Here is a 21,425-nt window from a genome sequence, read left to right as displayed (position 1 = left end):
CCCCGAAAAAGGCCCCCAACGACCACAATTACGGGCAATCAGAGACCATCACCGGCAATCAGTGAATGCCCCATAACTAGCAGAAAACGGGGAGTTTTTCAACCATCAGCAACCGTCCGCTGACAGGATATTGGAGGCCCGAGCCGGAATCGAACCGGCGTGCGCGGATTTGCAGTCCGCTGCGTCACCACTCCGCCATCGGGCCTCATGCCAAAATCACACCATCCTTAGGGGATGGGCCGGGTGTTGGACGGCGCCGCTAGTGAGGGGCTTTCGCTGCCTTGTCAAGGATTCGCCGGAACAGCCTCGTCCCGCCCGCCAGTCGGCGTGCGATGAGGCTTGGCGGCTCCCCCGTTGAGGGCTATGCGCGGCGACGATGCGGCTGCGGGGCTGTATTACTATTGCAATACAGCATTGCTTCGGCTAAAGCTGCCCCGCAAAGGTTGATGTTCCAGGGAATCGGAAAAGGCTGATGGCGACGAAGTTTAGCGAAATCACGACGGCAGAGATGCGCGCTGCCATGGTCGACAGCCAGCTGAGGACCAACGACGTCATCGATCCCGCGGTGGTCGGCGCGATGGCAGCCGCACCACGCGAAGCGCATGTGCCCCCCGCGCTTGCCAGCGTTGCCTATATGGACCGCGCGATCGCGCTGGGTGACGGCCGGGCGCTCAACGCGCCGCTGGTTACTGGTAGAATGCTTGTCGCAGCGGCGGTTCGCCCCGGCCAGCGCGTACTGCTCATCGGCAGCGCGACGGGTTATACGGCCCGACTGCTCGCGCTGCTCGGTGCCGAAGTCCATGCCGTCGAAGAACAGGACGCGTTGATGGCTGCCGCACAGGCCGCAGTTGCCAGCGACGGCATCCACTGGGTCGCAGGGCCGCTGGCTGCCGGCGCCCCCGATGCGGCGCCGTTCGACCGCATCATTGTCGAGGGCGCGATCGAAACGCTCCCCGACGCGCTTGTCGCGCAGCTCGCCGATGGTGGCCGGTTGATCGCGGCGCGGCGCGAGGGCGCGGTGACGCGGCTCGTCGAGGGTGTGAAGGCCGGGGGCACGGTCGCGCTGCGCAGCTTTGCCGACATGGACGTCGTACCGTTGCCCGGCTTTGCCGCGCCGACAGGTTTCCAGTTCTAAAAGCCCCATCCCTCCTTGTTTCAGGCGCGCGTCTCTATGCACGATAACAAAAGAAAACAGCTCTTGAGCCGTGCCAGTTGGCTTGCCGGTCTGGCGGCAGTTTCGGTCATGCTGCCCGCCGCGGCGCATGCCGAAACGTTGCAAGGCGCATTGGCCAAGGCCTATGAAAACAACCCGACGCTGACCGGCGCGCGTGCGGGACAGCGCGCGAACGACGAAAATGTGCCAATCCAGAAGGCCAGCGGCTTGCCGGAGGTCGGCGCTCGCGTCGATTATCAGGAAAACCTCGTACTTCCCGGCAACGCCTTTTTCTCGCCCAAGCGTAACGTGAACGTCGGCGGGCAAGTGACGGTCCCCATCTATCAGGGCGGCGCAGTGCGCAACGCGGTCAAAGCGGCCAAGTTTCGCGTCGAGGCGGGGCAAGCCGATCTTCGCGCGACCGAGGCGAGCGTTTTTTCGCAGACCGTCGGCGCCTATATGGACGTCATCCGCGATCAGGCGATCGTCCAGCTCAACCAGAAGAATGTTTCGGTCCTCCGCACCAATTTGCAGGCGACGAGCGACCGTTTCGAGATCGGCGACCTGACGCGCACCGATGTCGCGCAGTCGGAGGCGCGGCTCGCGCTCGCTGAAGGCGATCTTCGCACCGCCGAATCGAACCTGATCGCCAGCCGCGAATCCTATATCCGCCTCGTCGGCGACGCGCCGGTCGACCTGCAGGCACCGCCTGCATTGCCGAACCTGCCCGGCACCGCCGAAGAAGCGGTCGCGATGGCGCTGAACAGCAATCCCGACATCGACGCAGCAAACCAGCTCGTCAGCGCCAGCCGCGCCGACATCGGCGTCGCACGCGCGAGTCGCCTGCCCAAATTGTCGGCGACGACCAATGGCGGCTACACCAACAATCTGAACTCGATTCCTCCCGAGAACACCACGTCGGAAAATGTCACGAAGAGCGCGCAGGCCGGGCTGTCGCTGACGATCCCGATCTTTCAGGGCGGGCGCCCCTCGGCACAGGTGCGCCAGGCGCAGTCACGCAGCAGCCAGGCGATCGAAAATTACGTCGAGGTCGAACGCGGCGTGATCGCGCAGACGCGAGGCGCTTACGCGGCTTGGCAGGCGAATGAGCGGATCATCGCCGCAACGCAACAGGCGGTAAGCGCCAACGCGCTCTCACTCGAGGGTGTACGCGCCGAAAACAGCGTCGGCACCCGGTCGATTCTCGACATATTGAACGCCGAGCAGGAATATCTGAACACGCAGGTGCAGCTCGTGTCGGCGCAGCGCAACTCCTATGTCGCCGCCTTCTCGGTCCTGGCCGCGATGGGCAAGGCCGAAGCGCGCGACCTCGGTATCGAGGGCGGTGCGCTTTACGATCCCGAGGTCAATTACAAGCGGGTAAAGGGCCAGATCTGGGATTGGGCCGACGACCCGGCGCCCCAGCAGGTCGCGACCGACACCCGCTCCATTCCTGCCGCAAACGCTGGCGTTCCGGTCGGGCCGCCCTCGCTCTCGCCACAATAAGGCTTGGCAAAACGCGCCCCAAATCGGTAAGAGGATCGTTAACCATCCGGTAATCGTGATGGTTTAGGGGGGTTGGTTATGGGCGATATGTCGCGGGAACCGTCGATGGAAGATATCTTGTCGTCGATTCGGCGCGTGATAGCACGCGACGAAGCACCGGGTTCGATACGCGAGATTCGCGTCCCCGAAGCCGACGATATTCTCGACCTTCAGGACGAAGAAGATGCTGCGGCAGCCGAAGTCGCATCTGAAGCTGAAACCCCTGCCGAAGCCGAAGAAATGCCCGCACCCGAATCGAAACTCCCCGCCGAAGACCTCGTGTCCGAAGAAAGCGCCGATGCCGCCCGCCAGTCTCTCGAAGCACTGACGGCGGCCGTTGCTCCCGCAGTGGCCGTTGCCACCGCCGCGGCGCCGACCGTTGCGGGCCGCACGATGGAGGACGTCGTCCTCGACGCACTGCGTCCGATGCTCAAGGAATGGCTCGACGCCAACCTGCCTGCACTCGTCGAAGCGATGGTGGCCAAGGAAATCCGCAGGATTACGGACAAGCGGGCCTGATTAGCCCGCCCAGTCCTCCAACAGATAGCGCGCGATCGCCAGCGGCGGCGGCGCCATGAAGGGCGCCCCCATGTCGCCCGCGAGCGCTGCGCGCACCTCCGCCTTGTCGACCCACATCGCGGCCTCGATCTCGGTCGTATCGAGCGTCAGCGCGGGGTCTTTCGCGACCGCGCGGCACCCGATCATCAGCGACGACGGGAACGGCCAGGGCTGGCTCGCCACATAGGAAACGTCGCTGACGTGGATTCCCGCCTCCTCGAACAATTCACGCGCCACGGCTTCCTCTAGCGATTCGCCCGGTTCGACGAAGCCCGCGAGCGCCGAGAAAAAGCCCGGCGGAAAACCGCCCTGCCGCCCAACGAGCACGCGATCGTCATATTCGGCGAGCATGATCACCACCGGGTCGACGCGCGGAAAATGCTCGGCATTGCAGCTGCCGCAGCGCCGGCCCCAGCCGCCGCGAAACAGGTCGGTCGGCGACCCGCACACGGCGCAGAAACGATGCCGGGCATGCCAGTCGACGAGGCTGCGGGCGCCGCCGTACAGCGCCGCCTCTTCGGTGGAGAGCAAGGGCAACAGCCGCATCACGGTCCGCGAGCGCGCATCGACGCGAGCGCCTGGCGCCGCCTCGCGTACGAAACGCGGCGCACCCGCATCGTCGATCCCGAGCAGCATCAGGGCCCGGTCGTCGGATAGGTCGAGCGGCTCCCAAAGCAGCCCCCCACCCTCGCCCGGCACGAAATCGATTCCGTCGAGCGCAAGACAGGTCGCGCGCGGGTCCACCATCGCGGCGGCAAAGGCCTCCGCATTTGTGCGAAGCTGATCGGCGCGGTCTAGCCCCGCGCCGGTGAAGCCGAGGGGCAATGGCATCAGCGTGTCACGTCCTGGAAAAAGGTCTCGCCGAACTTGCCCTGGAACGAAACCGCATCGGGCGGCATAATCTGCGTATAACCCGCCGCGCGATAGCCGAGCCCCCGATGGACAAAGCCGATCGTCCCCGCGGCGCCTGCCCAGCCGAAAATCCCTTCGCCGCCGGGCGAAGTCGGCAGCGACACGCGCCCGCCGGCGCCAAAGCCCTGCCCGTCGATGAATGTTCCCTTGCGGTCGACGCTGTCGGCGAGAAGGTTCGACATCGCGAGCCGTGCGGTCTCGCGCTTCATAATGCGCTTCCCGCCCGTTTCGCCCTCACCGAGCAGCATCGCAAGGAAACGGTCGTAATCGCGCGCGCTCGATACCAGCCCGCCGCCGCCGAACGGATAAGGCGGCGGGTCGAGGTAGATCGAGCTTGCCGCGGGATCGAAGGGGATCAGCGCCCCGCCGAACGGCGCATAATTGCTCGTGAAACGCCCAACATCCTTTACAGCCACCATGAAACTCGTGCTCGTCATGCCGAGCGGGTCGAACAGCCGCGCCTTCAGGAAGGCGTCGAACGCCTGCCCCGATACGACCTCGATCAACCGTCCCATCAGGTCGAGACTGATCGAATAGCTCCACTTGGTGCCAGGCTCATAGACGAGCGGCAGCGCTGCGAGCCGGTCGGCCATGACGGCCAGGCTCGGCGCGGGCGTTACGGGCGCAAAGCCTGGGATCGGCAGGCGACTCGCCTGTCCGCCGACGATGCCATTGTCGTCATAGGCCTTTTTGATCGGCCCCTTCTGGATGATATTATAGCCGAGCCCCGCGGTGTGCGTGAGCAACTGGCGCACCGTGATCGGCCCCTTCGCCGGGCGCACGTCGGTGATCGACCCGTCGGGGACATTCTGCACCTTCATATTTGCAAAGGCAGGCAGGAAGTCGGCGATCGGCTGGTCGAGTTTCATCTCGCCGTCTTCGATCAGCAGCATCGCGGCGATGCCGGTAACGGGCTTGGTCATCGAATAGAGACGCCACAGCGTGTCGGGGCCCACCGGCGTCGACGAATCGTTCGACTGCACGCCGGCGCCGAAAAAGACCGCCGCTTCCTGCCCCTTACCGACCGCGGCGAGCGTCCCCGCCAATTCACGGCGGTCGACAAAGCCTTTGATAAACGCGTTGGTCGCCGGATAGAGCGCCGGACCGTCGACCTTCCAAGCAAGCGCGGCGCGCGGCAGCAGCGCCCCCGCCCCGGCCAGCGCCATCCCGCCCATCAGCGCGCGGCGCGACACCATCATGTTCATGCGTCTCTCTCCAGCATCTTGTCGGTTAGTTTGCGATAGAGCGTCGGCAGCCCTGCGGCGTCAAGGCCCGCAATAGGCCACCATTCGCCTTCCGCTGCGGCATCGGGGCCTTCGAGCGGAGCTTCGCGCCGCACCAACGTCAGCGTCAGGTCGAAATGGGTGAAGCCATGGTCGACACTGACGATGCCCGACTCGGACGGCCGCGCGTCGCTCCAGTCGCCGCCGGGCAGCGCCCGCATCCCGCCGAGCATGCCCTTGTCGGGCCGGCGGACGAGCCAAATCGCCCCTTCCCGCTCGATCCAGTGCGCGACCCCGTGGCGATGGGGCTTCGCCTTCTTCGGCGGCTTCACCGGCAGGCGCTCGATGTCGCTCCGCCCGCGCGCGCGGCAATCGGCCATCAGCGGACAGATCGCGCAAGCGGGCGAGCGCGGCGTACAGGTCGTCGCACCAAGGTCCATCAGCGCCTGCGCGAAATCGCCCGGTCGATCGTTCGGCACCAACGGTTCCAAAGCGGCGCGAATCTCGCGCTTCGCCAGCGGCAGCGGGGTTTCGATCAGGCGGTGGCGCGCGATCACGCGCTCGATGTTGGCGTCGATGACTACCGCCGGGCGACCAAAGGCAATCGCGGCGACCGACGCCGCGGTATAATCGCCGATACCGGGCAGCGTGCGCAGCGCGGCTTCGCTGTCGGGGAAATGTCCGCCATGATCGGCCACCACGGCGCGCGCGCACGCCAGCAGATTGCGCGCGCGGGCATAATAGCCAAGCCCCGCCCACGCCGCCATGACGTCGGCATCGTCCGCCGCCGCCAGATCGGCGACGGTCGGCCAATGCTCAGTAAAGCGAGAAAAATAGGCCGAGACCGCGGCAACAGTCGTTTGCTGCAACATGACCTCGGAGAGCCAGATACGATAAGGATCGGGGACGCCGCCGCTGTTCGGCGCGATCCGCCAGGGCAGCAACCGCGCCGACCGATCGTACCAGCCGAGCAGCCGGCCCGCGAAATCGCCGACAATGGAACCGGGAATGTCGGAAGTCTGGACGCTCACCCCCCGCCTATGGCATGGCGCCGGGCATGGCGAAAGACGCGGGACAGGATGAAAAGGCGAAAGCCAAAAAAGCCAAGCCGGCGACCAAAGCCGCCAAGAAGGCCTCGGCGCGTCCCTATGAACGCCCGCGCGGCGGTGAAGCGCGCGCGATTTCCGATCTTGTGCCCGAAATCGGCCGCACTGCCTTTCGCAAATTCGGTTTCATCCAAAGCTCCGTCGTCAGCCGCTGGCGCGAGATCGTGGGGGACAAGCTCGCCGACGTCACTCAGCCCGCGATGATCCGCTTTCCCGCCGGGCAAAAGGCGGGCGGGACGCTGCACCTGACGATCAGCGGCGCGCACGCCCCGATGCTCCAGCATGTCGCGCCCGACATCATTGGATCGGTCAACCGCTTCTTCGGCTACGCCGCGATCGCCCATGTCCGCATGACGCACGGCCAGGTCACTCCAGCCGCACCCGTTCAGCCGCCGGCAATGCTGAAACCCGTACCCGCCGAACTGGGGGACAGCCTTCGCGACATCGGCGACCCGGAACTGCGCACCGTGCTCGAACGCATGGCCGCGGGGCTGGCGACGCCGCCCAAGCTTCCCCGTATCAGTTGAAGGAAAGACGGCCGACGATGTCCGCTTTTGACGAACCACTTCTCGATCGCCGCACCGCATTGCTTGCCCTCTCGGGCGCGGCGCTGACGCTGATCGCCGCGACGCCTGCCAAGCCCGCGCTATGGTCGCAGACCGTCTCGACCACGCCGATCGGCGCCTTTCTGGTCGGCAACCCCGACGCGAAAGTGCGGCTCGTCGAATATTTCAGCTACACCTGCCATGTCTGCGCCGACTTCGCAAAGGCGGGCACGGTGCCGCTGAAGACCGGATATGTCGATCGCGGGCTCGTCCTGTTCGAATATCGCAACCTCGTCCGCGACCCCGTCGACATGACCGCGGCGCTGCTCGCGCGCTGCGGCGGTCCCAAGGCGTTCGCGGGCAATCATCAGGCGATTTTCGCCAACTTTCCTGCGATGATCGCCAAAATCCAGAAAGCGACCGAGGCGCAGAAAAAGAACTGGTTCGAAGGAACGACCGGCGAACGCGCGCGCAAGATCGCCGTGGGCACGGGACTCTCCGCTCTGATGCGCGCGCGCGGCTACACACAGGCACAGATCGACGCCGCGCTCGACAGCGAAGTCGCACAGGCCGAACTCACCGGCATGACCAATATCGGCCTCAACGCCGACAATGTCGAAGGCACGCCCAGCTTTTTCGTCAACGGCCGTAACGCCGGGGTCACGGCATGGCCCGCGCTCAAATCGAAACTCGACCTCGCCTTAAAGGGCTCGTAAAAGCCCCGCATTCCCGTTTTCGTGGAGAAAGAAAAAGATGAACGCATCGCTTCGTATCGCCCTTTTGTCTTCGCTTGGCGCGCTCGCACTTGCCGGTTGTGGCGGCGGTGCCGATGATCCCGCCAAGGAAAAGGATGTGGTCGCCAAGGTCGCGCCGCCGGCCGGCAAGACCTGGTCGCAGGTCGTGCGCGTCGACGGCGACGGCGTCGTGATGGGCAACCCCGATGCGCCGATCAAACTCGAGGAATATGGCGCCTTCACCTGCGGCCATTGCGCGAAATTCGCACAGGATTCGCACGAAGAGCTGAAGCGCGACTTCGTCGACACGGGCCGCGTGTCCTACAAGCTGACGCCGTTCATGCTTCACCCGGTCGACGCGATTGCGGGTGCGATCGTCAAATGCACGACCCCCGATCGCTTCTTCCCGCTCGCCGACGCGACCTTCCTCGAACATGAGGCGTTTATCGCGGGTCCGTCGAAGCCGCAGCCGGGGATCGAGGAAGCGATGAAGCTGCCGCCCGCACAGCGCTTCGTCGCGCTCGCCAAGGGCTGGGGCATCGATCAATTCTATCAGCAGCGTGGCGTTCCCGCCGCGACGATTCAGCAGTGCCTCGCCAAGGTCGAAAATGTCGAGGCGATCGAAAAGGGCACCAACGCCGGGGTCGAGAAATATCAGATCACCGGTACGCCCACTTTCATCATCAACGGTCAGGTCGTCGAAGGCGTCGCGGCATGGAGCCTGCTCCGCGACCGCCTGCGCACGATGGGCGCGCGCTGACCGGCTCACTTCAATTTGTCACCCCGGCGAAGGCTGGGGTGACGAGTTGAGAGAGCCCTTGCTACTCCCCCCGCTGCGCGGCATGACGGATGCATGGGGGACATGTGACGACAAAGTTGCACCAGCTCCGATTCGATGAGCTGCACGGGGGCGTTCCGTGCAGATAAAACGGCTGCGCCTGACCGGTTTCAAAAGCTTCGTCGAACCCACTGAACTGCGCATCGAACCCGGACTGACCGGAGTCGTCGGCCCCAATGGCTGCGGCAAGTCGAACCTGCTCGAAGCGATCCGCTGGGTCATGGGCGAATCCAGCGCCAAGTCGATGCGCGGCGGCGGGATGGAGGATGTGATCTTCGCCGGCACTTCGACGCGTCCGGCACGCGACTTTGCCGAAGTCGCGCTACACTGCGACACCGAAGGCACGCTTGTCGCCGGCCTGTCGGATTCGAGCGACGGCGACGACCTTGAGGTGATCCGCCGCATCGAACGCGGCGCAGGATCGGCGTATCGCGCCAATGGCCGCGATGTGCGCGCCAAGGATGTCGCGCTGATCTTTGCCGACGCCGCGACCGGCGCGCACAGTCCCGCGCTGGTCAGTCAGGGCAAGATCGCCAACGTCATCGCTGCCAAGCCGACCGATCGCCGCGCGATGCTCGAAGAAGCCGCCGGCATCGCGGGACTCCACGTGCGCCGCAAGGATGCCGAGCAGAAGCTGCGCGCGACCGAAACCAACCTCACACGCCTATCCGAAATCGTTGCCGACTTGGAAGTGCGCGCCAACGCACTGCGCCGGCAGGCGCGTGCGGCGGAGAAGTACAAGAAGCTCAGCGACGATATCCGCATCGCCGAAGCGCGGCTTATCTACGCTCGCTGGCGCGATGCCGCCGCCGCCGCCGATCAGGCGCGCCGCGACGCCGACGCCGCGGAAGCCGCGGTAAAGACCGCGCAGGACGAACTCGAAACGATATCGAAGGCGCAGACCGAGGTTGCAACGCGCGTCGCCGAAGCACGCAGCGATGCGCAGGCGCAACGCGACGCGCTCGCCGGGGCGACCGCAACGCAGGTCCGGCTGCAAGGCGAGGAGCGCGCGGCGCTCCAGCGGCTCGACGATCTCGCGAAACAACAGGCGCGGCTCGCCGACGACCGCAACCACGAAGGCGAGCTTGCACGCGAAGCCCACGCCGCCCTCTCCGCGCTCGATGCCGAAACGAAATCGCTCGCGCAGGACATCGCCGGACACGACGCCGGCAAGACCGCGCTCGCAGAGGCCAACCTCGCGGCACAGGCTCTGCTCCGCGATGCCGAGGTTGCGTTGGCGCAAGCGCGCGCCAAGGCCGCGAGCGAAGCCGCCGACCGGCGCATCGCCGTGTCCGCGCGCGACAGCGCCGAAGCGGCCGTGCGCCGTGTCGCAAATGACAAGGCCCGCGTAGACGCCGAGATCGCCGCGCTCGGCGACAGCGCCGCGCTCACCGCCAAACATGCCGAAAGCGTAAAAACCGCCGAAGCCGCCGAAGCGGCGATCGCCGCCGCCGAAACCGCATTGCACGAAGCCGAGGCGGATCGCGAAGCGACGGCTGCGGACCTCGCCGGCATAGAAGCAGGCCTTGCCGAAGCCCGCGCCGCGCTCGCCGCGCTCGAGGGCGAGGCAACGACGCTCGAACGCGCACTGGCTGCAGCGCGCAGCGACGAAGATCGTGTCCTCGACCAGCTCCGCGTCGCCCCGGGTTACGAGGCCGCACTCGCAGCCGCGCTCGGTGACGACCTCGACGCCGGCACCGACCAGGACGCGGCACGCAGCTGGGGCGGCGCCGCTGTTGTGGCGAAGGGCGATCCCGCGTTGCCCGCCGGCGCCACACCGCTTGCCGAATATGTGAAGGCGCCCGTCGCGCTTGCCCGTCGTCTGGGACAGGTCGCGGTCGTGACGACCGATGCCGGCCAGCCGCTCGCGGTCGGTCAGCGCCTTGTCACCACCGATGGCGTGATGCGCCGCTGGGACGGCTTCGTCACGCGCGGCGACGGCGCGACCGCGACCGAACGGCTACAACGGCAAAACCGTCTCGACGAACTCGCGGCGCAGCGCCCACAGGTCGAACTTGGGGTGCAGGAACTGCGCGACCGCCGCGATGTCGCCGCCGCCAAGGCGTCGGAGCTGACCCAGGCTGCGGCAGGCGCGCGCAAAGCCCTTGGCGAAGCCGATGAAAGCCGCCGAACCGCGCTGCGTGCCGCCGATCAGGCGCAAGCCGCGCTCGATCGCCACCGCGACGCCGCAGCGCTGTTCGATCGCCGACTTGCCGAGATCGCCGAAGCAGCAAAGGAAGCCGCCGACACGCTCGCGGTGCAGGAAGCGGCGCTCGCGGCCCTGCCCGACGACAGTATCGCCCGCGCCGCACTCGACGCCGGGGAACAGACGGCCGAACGCGCACGCGCCGACGCCAATGCCGCGCGCGATGCCCTTGCCGCGCATGAGCGCACGCTCGCGTCGCTCAGCGAACGGCAGGCGGTGGTGAGCGCCGAGATCAAGAGTTGGAAGGCCCGCGCGGGCGAGGCGGCACGCCGCGTGACCGAGATGGACAAGCGCGCCGAGGCGCTGGCGGCCGAAGCCGCCAAGCTGGCCGACGTCCCCGCCAAGCTCGCCGAACAGCGCATCGCCGCCGAGGCCGAGCAGGCGGCGCTCCGCGAAAAGGTCGCCGCCGCCGAGGCGCAGGAACGCGCGGCCGAAGCCGCGCTACGCGAAGCCGAGACCGCCCTCAATGCGATCCGCGAGCGCGTCGCCGCCGCGCGCGAAACCCGTGCGGGCGCCGTGGCCCGATCAGAAAATGCCGAGCTTCGCCGCATCGAGATGGGCCGCCTGTCGGGCGAACGTTTCGAATGCCCACCGCCGCTGCTGCCGCAAAAGGCGGGATTCGAATCTGGCAGTGTTGGCGACGCGAATGCCGAATCGGCACAGCACGACCGGCTGGTTTCGGATCGCGAGCGGCTAGGTCCGGTCAACCTCGTCGCCGCCGACGAGCTGGTCGAACTCGACACCGAGCGCGAGAAGAACGCCGCCGAGATCGAGGAACTGACGCAGGCCGTGAACCGTCTGCGCGGATCGATCGGCAGCCTCAACCGCGAGGGCCGCGCCCGACTGCTCGCCGCGTTCGAGGCAGTCAACGGGCATTTCCAGCGGCTGTTCACGACCCTGTTCAACGGCGGGCAGGCGCACCTTGAGCTCGTCGATTCGGACGATCCGCTCGAGGCCGGCCTTGAAATCATGGCGCAGCCGCCGGGCAAGCGCCTTGGCACGCTGACATTGCTCTCGGGCGGCGAGCAGGCGCTTACCGCGGTTGCTCTCATCTTCGGGCTTTTCCTCACCAACCCCGCGCCGATCTGTGTCCTCGACGAGGTCGACGCGCCGCTCGACGACGCGAATATCGAGCGCTTCTGCGACCTGCTCGACCGGATGAGCCGCGAAACCAACACGCGTTATCTGATCGTCACCCACAATGCGGTGACGATGGCGCGCATGCACCGCCTGTTCGGGGTGACGATGATCGAACGTGGTGTGTCGCGGCTCGTCTCGGTCGACCTCGGCGGCGCCGAGGAACTGCTCGCCGCGGAGTAACCCTAGGGCGCCATTCCCACCACGAGCATCGCCGCAAAGACCAGCAGGCCCGCAAAACGGTTGGCGCGAAACTTCGCCAGCGCGTCCTCACCGTTCGCCGGGTCGAGCGTAACGACCTGGCCCGTCAGATGCAGCGCGGCGGGCACCAGCGCGATCAGCACCAGCGGATCGGGGCGCACCGCCCACAACGCACCGCCCCAGCAGGCGAGCGCCAGCGCGTAGCATATCGAAACGCCCCCCTTCACATGGCGCCCCATCGCCCGCGCGCTCGATTTTACGCCGATCAGCATATCGTCCTCGATGTCCTGAAGCGCATAGATGGTGTCGTACCCGATCACCCAGGCGATGCAGCCCGCATAGAGCAATGGCAGCGCAAGGCCGTCCGGCCCGCCGACCGCGACCCACGCGACGAGCGCGCCCCAACTGAACACCAGCCCCAGCCACGCCTGCGGCCACCAGGTGATCCGTTTCATAAAGGGATAGCCGGCGACGAGAATCAGGCTGCCGAGCGCGACGATCTGCGCCGGGCGTGGCAGTTGGAGCAGCACGAGCAAGCCGATGAGCGACAGGAACAATGTCCACAGCAAAGCATTGCGTACCGACACCGCGCCGCTCGCGACCGGCCGCGATGCCGTGCGGGCCACGCGGGCATCGAGGTCGCGATCGACGATGTCATTATAGACGCAGCCCGCGCCGCGCATCGCAATGGCGCCGATCAGCAGCCACAGGAACAGCGGCCAATGGCTAACCGCGCCGCCGCCCAGGGCAAGCGCCCAGGCGCAAGGCCAATAGAGCAGCCACCAACCGATCGGGCGGTCGAACCGAGCGAGCAACGCATAAGGGCGCGCCGCGGACGGCAGCAAGGCGAGGAAGCCGCGTAGCTGGCTATCAGGAGGATGGGTGGCAGTCATCGATGCGCGGGCGATAGCAGTCGCCGCGTCCAGGATAAATGCCCGATCGCTAAGAAGCGTCGACCGACGCCGGTCAGGTGCAGCTAGCCTTTGTGCCCGGTGACTTGACGCCCGACAGGTCGCGTGCCTCGCGAATGTTGAAAGCGGCGGCCGACCGGATCGTGCGCGGCCCTAGCCATTTTCCATACAGCAGCGGATCATATTGATAGATGACCTCGACGAACATCACGGCGGTACCCGACGCCGCCGTGACCTCGCGATCCTTCGGCCCCATGCCCTTGAAGCTGGTTCCCGTCGCGCCCGTTCCTTCGGGGCCATAGGCGGAAGGAACCTTCATATTGCCGTAGCAGCGCTGCCAGTGAATCCACTGCCCGTCATCCTTGTTCCGCTCGAGGCTCGAGAGGATGATCCGGCCGCGGCCGTTGAGGTCGAGTCCCTTGGCCTGTTTTTCGGCACCGACGAACACTTCGTTGATATCCACCTCGCGGACTTGCGGCTGCGCAAGGTTGCTGCCAGCCGCAATACGCGAGGCATTATCGGCAGTATTCAGCCCAATCTGGCTGACGCGCGTATTGATCAGCGCGAGATTCGCCATCTCCAGCCCGCCGAAACCCAGAAGCACCAGGAGCGGGATGCAGAAGGCCATCTCGATAAGCACGGTCGCACGAGCGTTCCGTACAAGGCGCCGCGCGACGACGCGAAAGCGTCGGAGGAAAGAAATGTTCATCCGCAAGTCTCCGGAACGACCTGGGCGCCATTGGCGAACGGCTGGTTGCGAAGCACGGTCGTCGACGTCAGGGTCGTACTCTGGGGTTGGCCCAACATTCGCCAGACAGGCAGGATCCGGTCGAACTTCATGCTCGCCGTATAGAGAACGACGTCGTCGGCGCCGCCGTTGCCCGCCTTGCCGCCATCCTCCCAGCAATCCGGCACGCCGTCGCGGTCATAGTCGACCGAACGCGGCGGCTTCATGCTGCTGAAGTCGTCATAGGCGCGGCGGTTGAAGCTGACCTGGGCGCCCTTGAATACTTTCTGCACCTGCAGCCGCACGCGCTTGTCGAGGTTCGACTGATCGATGGCATAGGTTTCGATCGTCGCGTCGCGCCCGGCCTTGGCGACCGCGCCCTGCAACACCTGCTGAGCGTACATCTGCCAGCAATAGTCGAAGATGCCCATCAGAAGCAGCAGGAAGACCGGCGCGGTAAGCGCGAATTCGACCAACGCTACGCCGCGCTGATGGCGGCGAAGACGGCGAAGCAGGTTGGAAAGGCGGCTCATTTCGACAGCCTCAGCTTGGAGATCTGGCGGGCGATCGCCTGGAATTGGCTGTTGAGCTGCGCGGCGTTGGCAGCTTCAAAGGCCTGTCCCGACGACGCGCAACTGTTGAGGTTGGCGTTGCTGCCGACGCCGAACGAGACCACCCAGACGGTAATGCCCCGCTCGCGCGCCGCGCGGCAAAGCTGGACGAAACGATTGTTATGACGCTTCGTCAGCTCGGCATCATCCGTTGCCCCGATGCGCTGCGCCGTCCATTCATAACCCTGGAAGGAAAAGTTCCCCATATTGGGCGCCATGTCACCGTCAGTCATAAAGACGATATGCCGACTGACCGGCCGATCCCTGTACGGGCCATTCTCGTCAGCGAGAATGCCGGTCGGCGAAATGAGGCGAGCCCCCCAGACCATGCCGGCATCGTGATAGGTTCCGCCAAGCGGCTGCAGCGCGTTGATATAGTTGCTGAAGCTGGTCTTGTCGGTCTTGGTCATGGTCGTGAGCTTCATCGCGGCCGCGGGGCAGACGCCCCAGCCGTTCGACCAATATTTGGAATAGCGCTGCCAACTGCCGTTGGTCGTGCTGTCGCTGCTCACATCACTGCTGTTGACGACAATACCGTTGGTCGACGACGGCTTGCTGCCGGGCCCGCTTGCGCGCGGAAAGGCGTGTTCGGGGACCAGGATTTGCCATTGCGTCTTGGGGTCGGACGTCGGAGCCGAGTCGATGTCCATGTCAAACGCGTCACTGGGAGCAGTTTCATTCGATGCGAATGGCACTGTGTGGCGTTCCCTCACGCACCCGCCCCATGTCACCGAATAGTTGGTGCCGCTATCGCCCGTATCCAAGACGATCGGGTTACCCAATTTCGCGGGCCCGACAGGAATGGTGCGGTTTTCATAGGTATATTTATTGTCGAACACCAAGGTTGGCGTTTCGGTCACCGTCGTCGTGTGCGTCCGCGTGAAGGTCGCTGTGCTGCGCTGAAGTTCGCAATAGGCAGCGACCTTCCCATTCTTGGGAATCCAGCGGTAGCGGTGAGTATAATAGCGATAAACCTGGCTATTATCGTATGTCGTGATTCGATTGCCGTCACTATTTACATATTGCCCGGTCTGATTCAGCGAAGGCTGCCCCGACGCGGTCGGCGTCGTATCCGCCGGCGGAGTTTGATTACCGCACTGCGTCTGGTTGTAGCTGGTGCTGTTGACCGCGGTCCAGGTGCCAAATGTCGTTGTGCCGTTGGTAAAATTGGTATCGTCCACCGTCTGTGGGTTCGAATAGACAGGTTTCAACTTCGGCGACCGCGAAGGAATCTGGCTTTCGTCGGCCAGCCATGCGGGATTCTTCGCCAACAGAATCCGCCCGACGTTCGCCGTCGAACTATAAGGAACCACACCGAAGCGAAGTCGTCCATCGCCAACGTCGGCATTGGTCAGCGTATCGAAAAAGGCGATCGCCGATTTCCGCAACGCCACGATCTTGGTGTCGGTATCGGACGAGGTGGCCTTGTCCTTCATCGACCCCGTCACGTCGAGAACCATCATGACATCGACGTTGGAGATTTCCAGCTTCGCGGTGCAGGCGACGGCCAGGTTGAACTGGGTCTTGCCGAAAATATACATCATCGCAGTCGGCAGGATCGCGCTGGCGGTACCGTTGACGTCGGATTTCTCGGCCACGGAAACAAAGGCAACGTTGCGGCTGCCATAGATGCCCGTGGGGAAGTTGAAGCTGAACATCTTGGTCGCTTCGGCCTTATCGGCGTCGTCATAAAGGCCCGCCGCCATCGCTCGCCGCCCGGCCAGCACGCCGGCGTCGCACGCCTGCTGCAGTCGAAGCTGCGTCATATAGGCGCGGCCGATATCGATGGCCGATCCCACGATGCCGATTACCGGCACGATCGCGGCCGCGGTCAGCATCATCGCGTTGCCGCGTTGATCGCCCAAAAGTTTCGAGGTGGCCGTCCTTAGACAGCCGAAAAAGGTCCCTCGCATGGTCAAAACCCCTCAATCCAGAGGCGCCACCCACCCAGATGCGCGACTGGTAATCTCGCACCTAGAGGGGAACTGCTTACCAAAACGCTAATCGGGGATCGGCAAACCGACCTGGATTCGGGCTTTTGACCCGGATCGGGACAAAGCCGATCGCCTCACGGCAAAGGATGCACAAAATATCGCCTTCTGTTATCGGCCGCACATGCCCGCGACTCCAGCCTGGCCGCCCGCCAGCACCCCCCGCCTGTTCGTCGATCTGCCGCTGGGAGAGGGTGCCGCCCCCGTCATCGACGGCCCAGCAGCGCATTATCTGCTCAACGTCATGCGGATGAAGGTGGGCGATCCGATCCTGCTTTTCGACAATGTCAGCGGCGAATGGCTCGCGATCGTCGCCGATGCGGCGAAACGGGCGCTCACGCTGCGTATCGAACGACAGACGAAGGCGATCGAGCAGGTCCCCGATCTGTGGCTGTGCTTTGCGCCGGTGAAGAAGGCGCGGCTCGACTGGATCATCGAAAAGGCGACCGAGCTTGGCATCGGCCGTCTGCAGCCGGTGATTACCGAACGCACGATCGTCGAACGCGTCAAGCGCGAGCGGCTCGAGGCGCAGATCGTCGAAGCCTGCGAGCAATGCGGGCGCACCGCGCTGCCGATGCTGGCCGAACCCGTCAAACTGCCCCAGTTGCTGAAGGAATGGCCCGCGGACCGTGCGCTTCTATTCGCCGATGAGGCCGGCGGGGTTCCGCTGGCAAAGGTCGAAGCGCCCGCGCCCTCCGCGATCCTGACCGGGCCCGAGGGCGGCTTCACCGATAAGGAGCGCGCCATGCTGACGGCTCACGCAGCCGTGCGCCGCATCGCGCTCGGCCCCCGCATCCTGCGGGCCGAAACCGCAGCCATCGCGGCAATCGGCGTGTGGATGGCGCAACATGGCGACTGGTCAGGGGACTAGCCGGGCCGGATATTCTGTCCCGTCACCGAACAGAATCGCCGCCAAGTCACCGATTTTAACCGGATATTAGCTATGCACGGGGCATAGCGGCGCCATGCAACGGCGGGACCAGAGCCGATACCGCTGGCGTGGGGGCCAGTGTTTGCAGTCTGTGCGAGTATGTCTCATGCTCGTTTGGCTGGCGTTGACGCTTGCCAGCAATCCCGCCGCCGCACAGACCACCACAAGCTACAGCAACACGACGACCGGCACGATCAGCGAAACCGCGACGACGTGCACCAGCCCGATGGTGCGAAATTTCACGGTCGCCGCGAATGCGCAGGTCACCGACGTGAACATCGGCGTCCAGTTCACGCACACCTACCGAGGAGATGTCCGCGCGACTTTGGTGTCGCCAGCCGGCACGGTGGTCAATTTGATCACCAATGTCGGCACGTCGGCAGACAATCTGAACGTCCTGTTCGACGACAGCGCGGCGGCGAGCATCTCGACGCACACGACGAACGACAACACGGCCGCGGCGCCGCCCTACCAACGCACATTCCGTCCCGAAGGCTCGCTCGCCAGTTTCAACGGACAGGGTTCGGCAGGAACCTGGCAGCTCACAATCTGCGACTCGCTCAATGGTGACAACGGCAATTTTACGCGCACCGACCTGACGCTCGTGACCGTGCCGATCGCACCGTCCGCCGATCTGTCGCTGACCAAGTCGGTGAGCAATGCATCGCCCGCGTCGGGAACCAGCATCAACTATATATTGAGCGTGACAAACGCGAGCGGCTCGGCGCTTACCGCGACCGGCGTGACGGTACAGGATGTATTGCCTGCGGGATTCGCTTTCACCGGCGCTTCGGGTTTCGGCAGCTATAGCAGTACGACAGGCGTGTGGGCAGTCGGCAGCATCCCGCCCGGGACGACGCGGACGCTGACGATCACCGGCACCGTCACCGCCACCGCGGGAGCAAGCGTGACCAATAGCGCCGAGGTCAGCGCGTCGTCGGCCTTCGATTTCGATTCGACGCCCGGCAACGGCGCTGCCGGTGAGGATGATTATGACAGCGCGACCTTTACCGTGTCGGGCACCCGCGTCGCGGGAACGCCACCGACGCTTGTCTGCCCGGTGGGGACGACGGTACACGACTGGGACGGCGTCAGCTGGGCGGCGGGGACGACCAGCGGCAATTACGCGCTGACCGCAATCGGCACGATGAATGTGGGCATCGCCATCAGCGGCGGAAGCTTCCTGAACAACGCGACCTATGGCGGCCAGTCGCCGACGCGCCAGAATGTCGTCACCGGGGGGTTCAGCCCGGCGCAGTTTTCGATCTTTGAAATTGCCGATTTCACCAGCCAGGCCGGCGCCATCACCTCTACGATCACGCTGCCGACTGCGGTTCCCGGCGCACAGTTTCGCGTGTTCGACATCGACTATGCGGCGGGACAATTCGCCGACCGTCTGACCGTCACGGGCAGCTTCAACGGGGCATCGGTGATGCCGACCTTGACCAACGGAATCAGCAATTATGTCATCGGCAACAGCGCCTATGGCGACGTCACCTCAGCCGATAACAGCGCCAACGGCAATGTCGTCGTGACCTTTTCCGCGCCCGTCGATACCATCACGATCACCTATGGCAGCCACAGCCTCGCTCCGGCCGATCCCGGACAACAGGGCGCCGCGATCCATGACATCACTTTCTGCCGCCCGACCACCAATTTGACGATCGCCAAGACCAGCAGCGTCGTCAGCGACCCGACCAATGGCACGACCGATCCAAAGGCGATCCCGGGCGCGACGATGCGCTATTGCATCCTCGTCACCAACAATGGCAGCGGCACCGCGACCGGTATCAACGTTGGCGACCCTCTGCCTGCGACCACGACCTTCATCCCGGGCTCGCTGCGCAGCGGCACAAGCTGCGCGGGCGCCACGACGGTCGAAGACGATAACGCGAGCGGCGCCGACGAGAGCGACCCCTTCGGAGCATCGATCGCCGGCACCACCGTGGCCGCGACCACGCCGACGCTGGCGCCAACGGGCACCATGGCGGTTACGTTCGACGTGACCGTCAACTGATGCACGGTCGCCAAGGCTCTCTCGCTCGACTTTGTGCGATCGCCATCGCCGCCGCGCTGACGATCGCGCCGCCGGCCGCGGCGCAGCGCGTGATCGTGAACCCGTCCTTCGAAGCGAACGACCCGCAGGGGCCCGGCGCGGCGAACTACGAAATCTATTCGAACGGGTCCGTCACTGGCTGGGATTCGGCGTCGGGAGAGATCGAACTCTGGGACAGCAACTTCCAGGGCGTCCCCGCCTATGACGGGTCGGTCTTTGCCGAGATGAACGCGAATGTTCCCGGCGCGCTCTATCAGAATATCTGCATGGTCAATGGCGAGTCGATCGGTTGGACCTTTGCCCATCGCGCGCGCTCGGGCGGCCCGGCGACCCAGACCGCGCGCTTCCAGATCGCCAGCAGCACCGGCACGCAAATCCAGTTGCTGGCGACCCAGTCGTCGACGATCAACAATGTGTGGAACGTCAACACGGGGTCGACCACCTACAGCGGCGCATCGGGGGTACAACGCGTCCAGTTCATCACCACCGACGCGGGCAGCTACGGCAACTTCCTCGATGACATCCGCATCACGCTCAACCCCTTCGTCGAACTGTCGACCGCGGCATCGTCAGGGGTCGAATCGATCCCCTCGGCGAACCTCCCCGGCCTGATCGTCAGTGGCACGCTGTTCAGCGCGCGCACGGTCAATGTCAGCATCACAGGGGGCACCGCGACGCGCGGCACCGACTATACGACGCCAGGCGGCGGCGCGAATTTCACCGTCACCATTCCCGCGGGCACCTATCAGAACGTCACCGTCCCGCTCGGCATCCAGATTATCGACGACACCGCGACCGAGGGTAGCGAGACCATCCAGATCGCGCTGAATACCGGAACCGGCTACACCGTATCGAGCACGTCGAGCTGCGGCGGCGCAGCGCGGACCGCCAGCACCTATACGATCACCGACAATGACTCGCCCGTCGTCCTTGCCAAGAACTGGACGAACGGGATCGCGGGCGACGCGGTCGGCCTGTCGATTGCGGGCGGCCTGCTACCGACCGCTGGCAATTCGACCGTCGGCGGCACCACGACCAACGCAACCGCCATCGCGACCCCGGGCAGCACGCTGACGCTGACCGAAGCCTATACGACCGGCGCGGCCGCCAACTACAACAGCAGCCTCGAATGCCGGCGCAACAGCGACAATGCCATCGTCGCGACATCGGGCAGCGGTCTCAGCCGCACTGTCGTCATGCCATCGGGCACCTCGCTCACGTGTAGCTGGACGAACAGCCGCAAGTCGGCGACGCTCGTCGTTCGCAAGACCTGGGCGAACGCGCAAATCGCCAACGCCGTCACCGTCGCGACGAGCGGGTTGATCAACAACGCTAGCCTCTCGTCGGTCGCGAACAGCGCGAACGAGACCGATACCAATGCCGCGGTCACCGTGTACGCGGCCGAGAGCGCCACCCTCAGCGAAACCTTTACCGTGGGCAATGGCGCCAATTATGCGCAGGCGCTCGCCTGCACCGGCAATGCAACCGCGCTCGCCGGCAATGTGCTGGTGGTGAACGCCGCCGACACGGCCATCATCTGCACTTTCACAAATACGTATATCGTGCCGCTTTCGATCGCAAAGACCTCACTCGCCTACAGCGATCCGGTGAACGGCCTGACCAACGCCAAATTGATCCCCGGCGGCTTTGCCAATTACAGCCTGACCGTCACCGCACCGTCGGGTACGGCGCCGACGGCGGGCAGCGTGATCGTCACCGATGTGATTCCCTCGGATCTCAGCCTGTTCGTCGGCACTTATGCGCCGGGACCAGGCCCGATCCTGTTCGCGGCGGGCAGCAGCGGGCTCACCTATGGCTTCACCAGCCTGTCGAACAATGCCGACGATCTTGAATTTTCGAACAATGGCGGCGCCAGCTGGACTTATGCGCCTGCCGCCGATGCCAACGGCGTCGATGACAGCATCACCCATGTCCGCATCCGTCCCAAGGGCGCGATGGCGCCGGGATCGAGCTTCACGATCAACCTCCGCGCCCGTGTGAAATAGGGCGCAGGCAACAGCCGATTGCATTCTGTACCGA

The 21,425-nt window shown here is 65.0% G+C and carries 17 protein-coding genes and 1 tRNA gene; 10 read left to right on the top strand and 8 right to left on the bottom strand.

Features of this window, described 5'->3' with window-relative positions:
• Positions 1 to 131 precede the first annotated feature (131 nt).
• A tRNA-Cys gene (locus KEC45_RS20930) sits at positions 132 to 205 on the bottom strand.
• Between the two features lie 267 nt (positions 206 to 472).
• Here KEC45_RS20930 and KEC45_RS20925 point away from each other — a divergent pair.
• The 3 genes from KEC45_RS20925 (at position 473) to KEC45_RS20915 (ending at position 3,217) form a co-directional block, all read left to right on the top strand.
• Positions 473 to 1,135: a protein-L-isoaspartate O-methyltransferase gene (locus KEC45_RS20925; RefSeq protein ID WP_062185676.1), complete on the top strand. Its 663-nt coding sequence runs from the start codon at positions 473 to 475 to the stop codon at positions 1,133 to 1,135.
• Between the two features lie 108 nt (positions 1,136 to 1,243).
• Positions 1,244 to 2,659, top strand: a complete 1,416-nt coding sequence (locus KEC45_RS20920; RefSeq protein WP_238586807.1) for a TolC family outer membrane protein — start codon at positions 1,244 to 1,246, stop codon at positions 2,657 to 2,659.
• A 105-nt stretch (positions 2,660 to 2,764) separates the two neighbouring features.
• Complete coding sequence (locus tag KEC45_RS20915) at positions 2,765 to 3,217, top strand: DUF2497 domain-containing protein (protein WP_062185680.1); 453 nt, start codon at positions 2,765 to 2,767, stop codon at positions 3,215 to 3,217.
• Here KEC45_RS20915 and nudC read toward each other — a convergent pair whose 3' ends face one another.
• The 3 genes from nudC to KEC45_RS20900 are packed head-to-tail and all read right to left on the bottom strand — an operon-like array spanning position 3,218 to position 6,422.
• Positions 3,218 to 4,087, bottom strand: coding sequence for an NAD(+) diphosphatase (nudC, locus tag KEC45_RS20910; protein WP_062185682.1), 870 nt, complete (start codon positions 4,085 to 4,087; stop codon positions 3,218 to 3,220).
• The gene (locus KEC45_RS20905) at positions 4,087 to 5,373 is read right to left on the bottom strand and encodes a serine hydrolase (protein WP_252171279.1); all 1,287 of its coding nucleotides are present in this window, start codon (positions 5,371 to 5,373) and stop codon (positions 4,087 to 4,089) included. Before KEC45_RS20905 ends, nudC begins: the two co-directional genes overlap by 1 nt.
• A complete protein-coding gene (locus tag KEC45_RS20900; RefSeq protein ID WP_062185687.1) occupies positions 5,370 to 6,422 on the bottom strand; it encodes an A/G-specific adenine glycosylase in 1,053 nt (350 codons plus the stop codon). The genes KEC45_RS20905 and KEC45_RS20900 overlap by 4 nt, the downstream gene beginning before the upstream one ends.
• A gap of 26 nt (positions 6,423 to 6,448) precedes the next feature.
• Between KEC45_RS20900 and KEC45_RS20895 the strand changes: the two genes are divergently transcribed.
• From KEC45_RS20895 to smc, 4 genes are all read left to right on the top strand, one after another.
• A complete protein-coding gene (locus tag KEC45_RS20895; protein WP_083436068.1) occupies positions 6,449 to 7,024 on the top strand; it encodes a DUF721 domain-containing protein in 576 nt (191 codons plus the stop codon).
• Between the two features lie 17 nt (positions 7,025 to 7,041).
• Positions 7,042 to 7,758, top strand: a complete 717-nt coding sequence (locus KEC45_RS20890) for a thioredoxin domain-containing protein (protein ID WP_062185691.1) — start codon at positions 7,042 to 7,044, stop codon at positions 7,756 to 7,758.
• 37 nt (positions 7,759 to 7,795) lie between these two features.
• A complete protein-coding gene (locus tag KEC45_RS20885) occupies positions 7,796 to 8,536 on the top strand; it encodes a thioredoxin domain-containing protein (protein ID WP_062185693.1) in 741 nt (246 codons plus the stop codon).
• 157 nt (positions 8,537 to 8,693) lie between these two features.
• Positions 8,694 to 12,140, top strand: coding sequence for a chromosome segregation protein SMC (gene smc / locus KEC45_RS20880; protein ID WP_062185695.1), 3,447 nt, complete (start codon positions 8,694 to 8,696; stop codon positions 12,138 to 12,140).
• 2 nt (positions 12,141 to 12,142) lie between these two features.
• Here the strand turns inward: smc and ubiA are convergent, their stop codons facing one another.
• The 4 genes from ubiA to KEC45_RS20860 all read right to left on the bottom strand — a co-directional run bounded on the left by ubiA (position 12,143) and on the right by KEC45_RS20860 (position 16,248).
• Positions 12,143 to 13,051, bottom strand: a complete 909-nt coding sequence (gene ubiA, locus KEC45_RS20875) for a 4-hydroxybenzoate octaprenyltransferase (RefSeq protein WP_062185697.1) — start codon at positions 13,049 to 13,051, stop codon at positions 12,143 to 12,145.
• A 73-nt stretch (positions 13,052 to 13,124) separates the two neighbouring features.
• A complete protein-coding gene (locus KEC45_RS20870; protein WP_062185699.1) occupies positions 13,125 to 13,778 on the bottom strand; it encodes a hypothetical protein in 654 nt (217 codons plus the stop codon).
• Positions 13,775 to 14,329: a TadE/TadG family type IV pilus assembly protein gene (locus KEC45_RS20865; protein WP_062185701.1), complete on the bottom strand. Its 555-nt coding sequence runs from the start codon at positions 14,327 to 14,329 to the stop codon at positions 13,775 to 13,777. The genes KEC45_RS20870 and KEC45_RS20865 overlap by 4 nt, the downstream gene beginning before the upstream one ends.
• The gene (locus tag KEC45_RS20860; RefSeq protein WP_252171278.1) at positions 14,326 to 16,248 is read right to left on the bottom strand and encodes a pilus assembly protein TadG-related protein; all 1,923 of its coding nucleotides are present in this window, start codon (positions 16,246 to 16,248) and stop codon (positions 14,326 to 14,328) included. Before KEC45_RS20860 ends, KEC45_RS20865 begins: the two co-directional genes overlap by 4 nt.
• Before the next feature lie 274 nt (positions 16,249 to 16,522).
• On the opposite strand from KEC45_RS20860, the gene KEC45_RS20855 reads away from it, so the two are divergent.
• The 3 genes from KEC45_RS20855 (at position 16,523) to KEC45_RS20845 (ending at position 21,391) form a co-directional block, all read left to right on the top strand.
• Positions 16,523 to 17,269, top strand: coding sequence for a 16S rRNA (uracil(1498)-N(3))-methyltransferase (locus KEC45_RS20855; RefSeq protein ID WP_062185705.1), 747 nt, complete (start codon positions 16,523 to 16,525; stop codon positions 17,267 to 17,269).
• Positions 17,270 to 17,435: 166 nt separating this feature from the next.
• Positions 17,436 to 19,346, top strand: a complete 1,911-nt coding sequence (locus KEC45_RS20850) for a proprotein convertase P-domain-containing protein (protein WP_062185707.1) — start codon at positions 17,436 to 17,438, stop codon at positions 19,344 to 19,346.
• On the top strand, positions 19,346 to 21,391 hold the full coding sequence (locus KEC45_RS20845; RefSeq protein ID WP_252171277.1) for a hypothetical protein: 2,046 nt from the start codon (positions 19,346 to 19,348) through the stop codon (positions 21,389 to 21,391). The genes KEC45_RS20850 and KEC45_RS20845 overlap by 1 nt, the downstream gene beginning before the upstream one ends.
• The last annotated feature ends 34 nt before the right edge of the window (positions 21,392 to 21,425 follow it).

The sequence above is a fragment of the Sphingopyxis sp. USTB-05 genome, from assembly GCF_023822045.1.
In the GTDB taxonomy this organism is placed as follows: domain Bacteria; phylum Pseudomonadota; class Alphaproteobacteria; order Sphingomonadales; family Sphingomonadaceae; genus Sphingopyxis.
Note: the sequence above shows the minus strand (reverse complement) of the source record. Positions and strands in the feature narration are given on the sequence as shown.

Excerpts from the sequence above, each read along its gene's own strand:
- KEC45_RS20925 (WP_062185676.1), top strand. The coding sequence starts at position 473 with ATGGCGACGAAGTTTAGCGAAATCACGACGGCAGAGATGCGCGCTGCC.
- KEC45_RS20920 (WP_238586807.1), top strand. The coding sequence starts at position 1,244 with ATGCTGCCCGCCGCGGCGCATGCCGAAACGTTGCAAGGCGCATTGGCC.
- KEC45_RS20915 (WP_062185680.1), top strand. The coding sequence starts at position 2,765 with ATGGAAGATATCTTGTCGTCGATTCGGCGCGTGATAGCACGCGACGAA.
- nudC (WP_062185682.1), bottom strand. The coding sequence starts at position 4,087 with ATGCCATTGCCCCTCGGCTTCACCGGCGCGGGGCTAGACCGCGCCGAT.
- KEC45_RS20905 (WP_252171279.1), bottom strand. The coding sequence starts at position 5,373 with ATGAACATGATGGTGTCGCGCCGCGCGCTGATGGGCGGGATGGCGCTG.
- KEC45_RS20895 (WP_083436068.1), top strand. The coding sequence starts at position 6,449 with ATGGCGAAAGACGCGGGACAGGATGAAAAGGCGAAAGCCAAAAAAGCC.
- KEC45_RS20890 (WP_062185691.1), top strand. The coding sequence starts at position 7,042 with ATGTCCGCTTTTGACGAACCACTTCTCGATCGCCGCACCGCATTGCTT.
- KEC45_RS20885 (WP_062185693.1), top strand. The coding sequence starts at position 7,796 with ATGAACGCATCGCTTCGTATCGCCCTTTTGTCTTCGCTTGGCGCGCTC.
- ubiA (WP_062185697.1), bottom strand. The coding sequence starts at position 13,051 with ATGACTGCCACCCATCCTCCTGATAGCCAGCTACGCGGCTTCCTCGCC.
- KEC45_RS20870 (WP_062185699.1), bottom strand. The coding sequence starts at position 13,778 with ATGAACATTTCTTTCCTCCGACGCTTTCGCGTCGTCGCGCGGCGCCTT.
- KEC45_RS20865 (WP_062185701.1), bottom strand. The coding sequence starts at position 14,329 with ATGAGCCGCCTTTCCAACCTGCTTCGCCGTCTTCGCCGCCATCAGCGC.
- KEC45_RS20860 (WP_252171278.1), bottom strand. The coding sequence starts at position 16,248 with ATGATGCTGACCGCGGCCGCGATCGTGCCGGTAATCGGCATCGTGGGA.
- KEC45_RS20855 (WP_062185705.1), top strand. The coding sequence starts at position 16,523 with ATGCCCGCGACTCCAGCCTGGCCGCCCGCCAGCACCCCCCGCCTGTTC.
- KEC45_RS20850 (WP_062185707.1), top strand. The coding sequence starts at position 17,436 with ATGCTCGTTTGGCTGGCGTTGACGCTTGCCAGCAATCCCGCCGCCGCA.
- KEC45_RS20845 (WP_252171277.1), top strand. The coding sequence starts at position 19,346 with ATGCACGGTCGCCAAGGCTCTCTCGCTCGACTTTGTGCGATCGCCATC.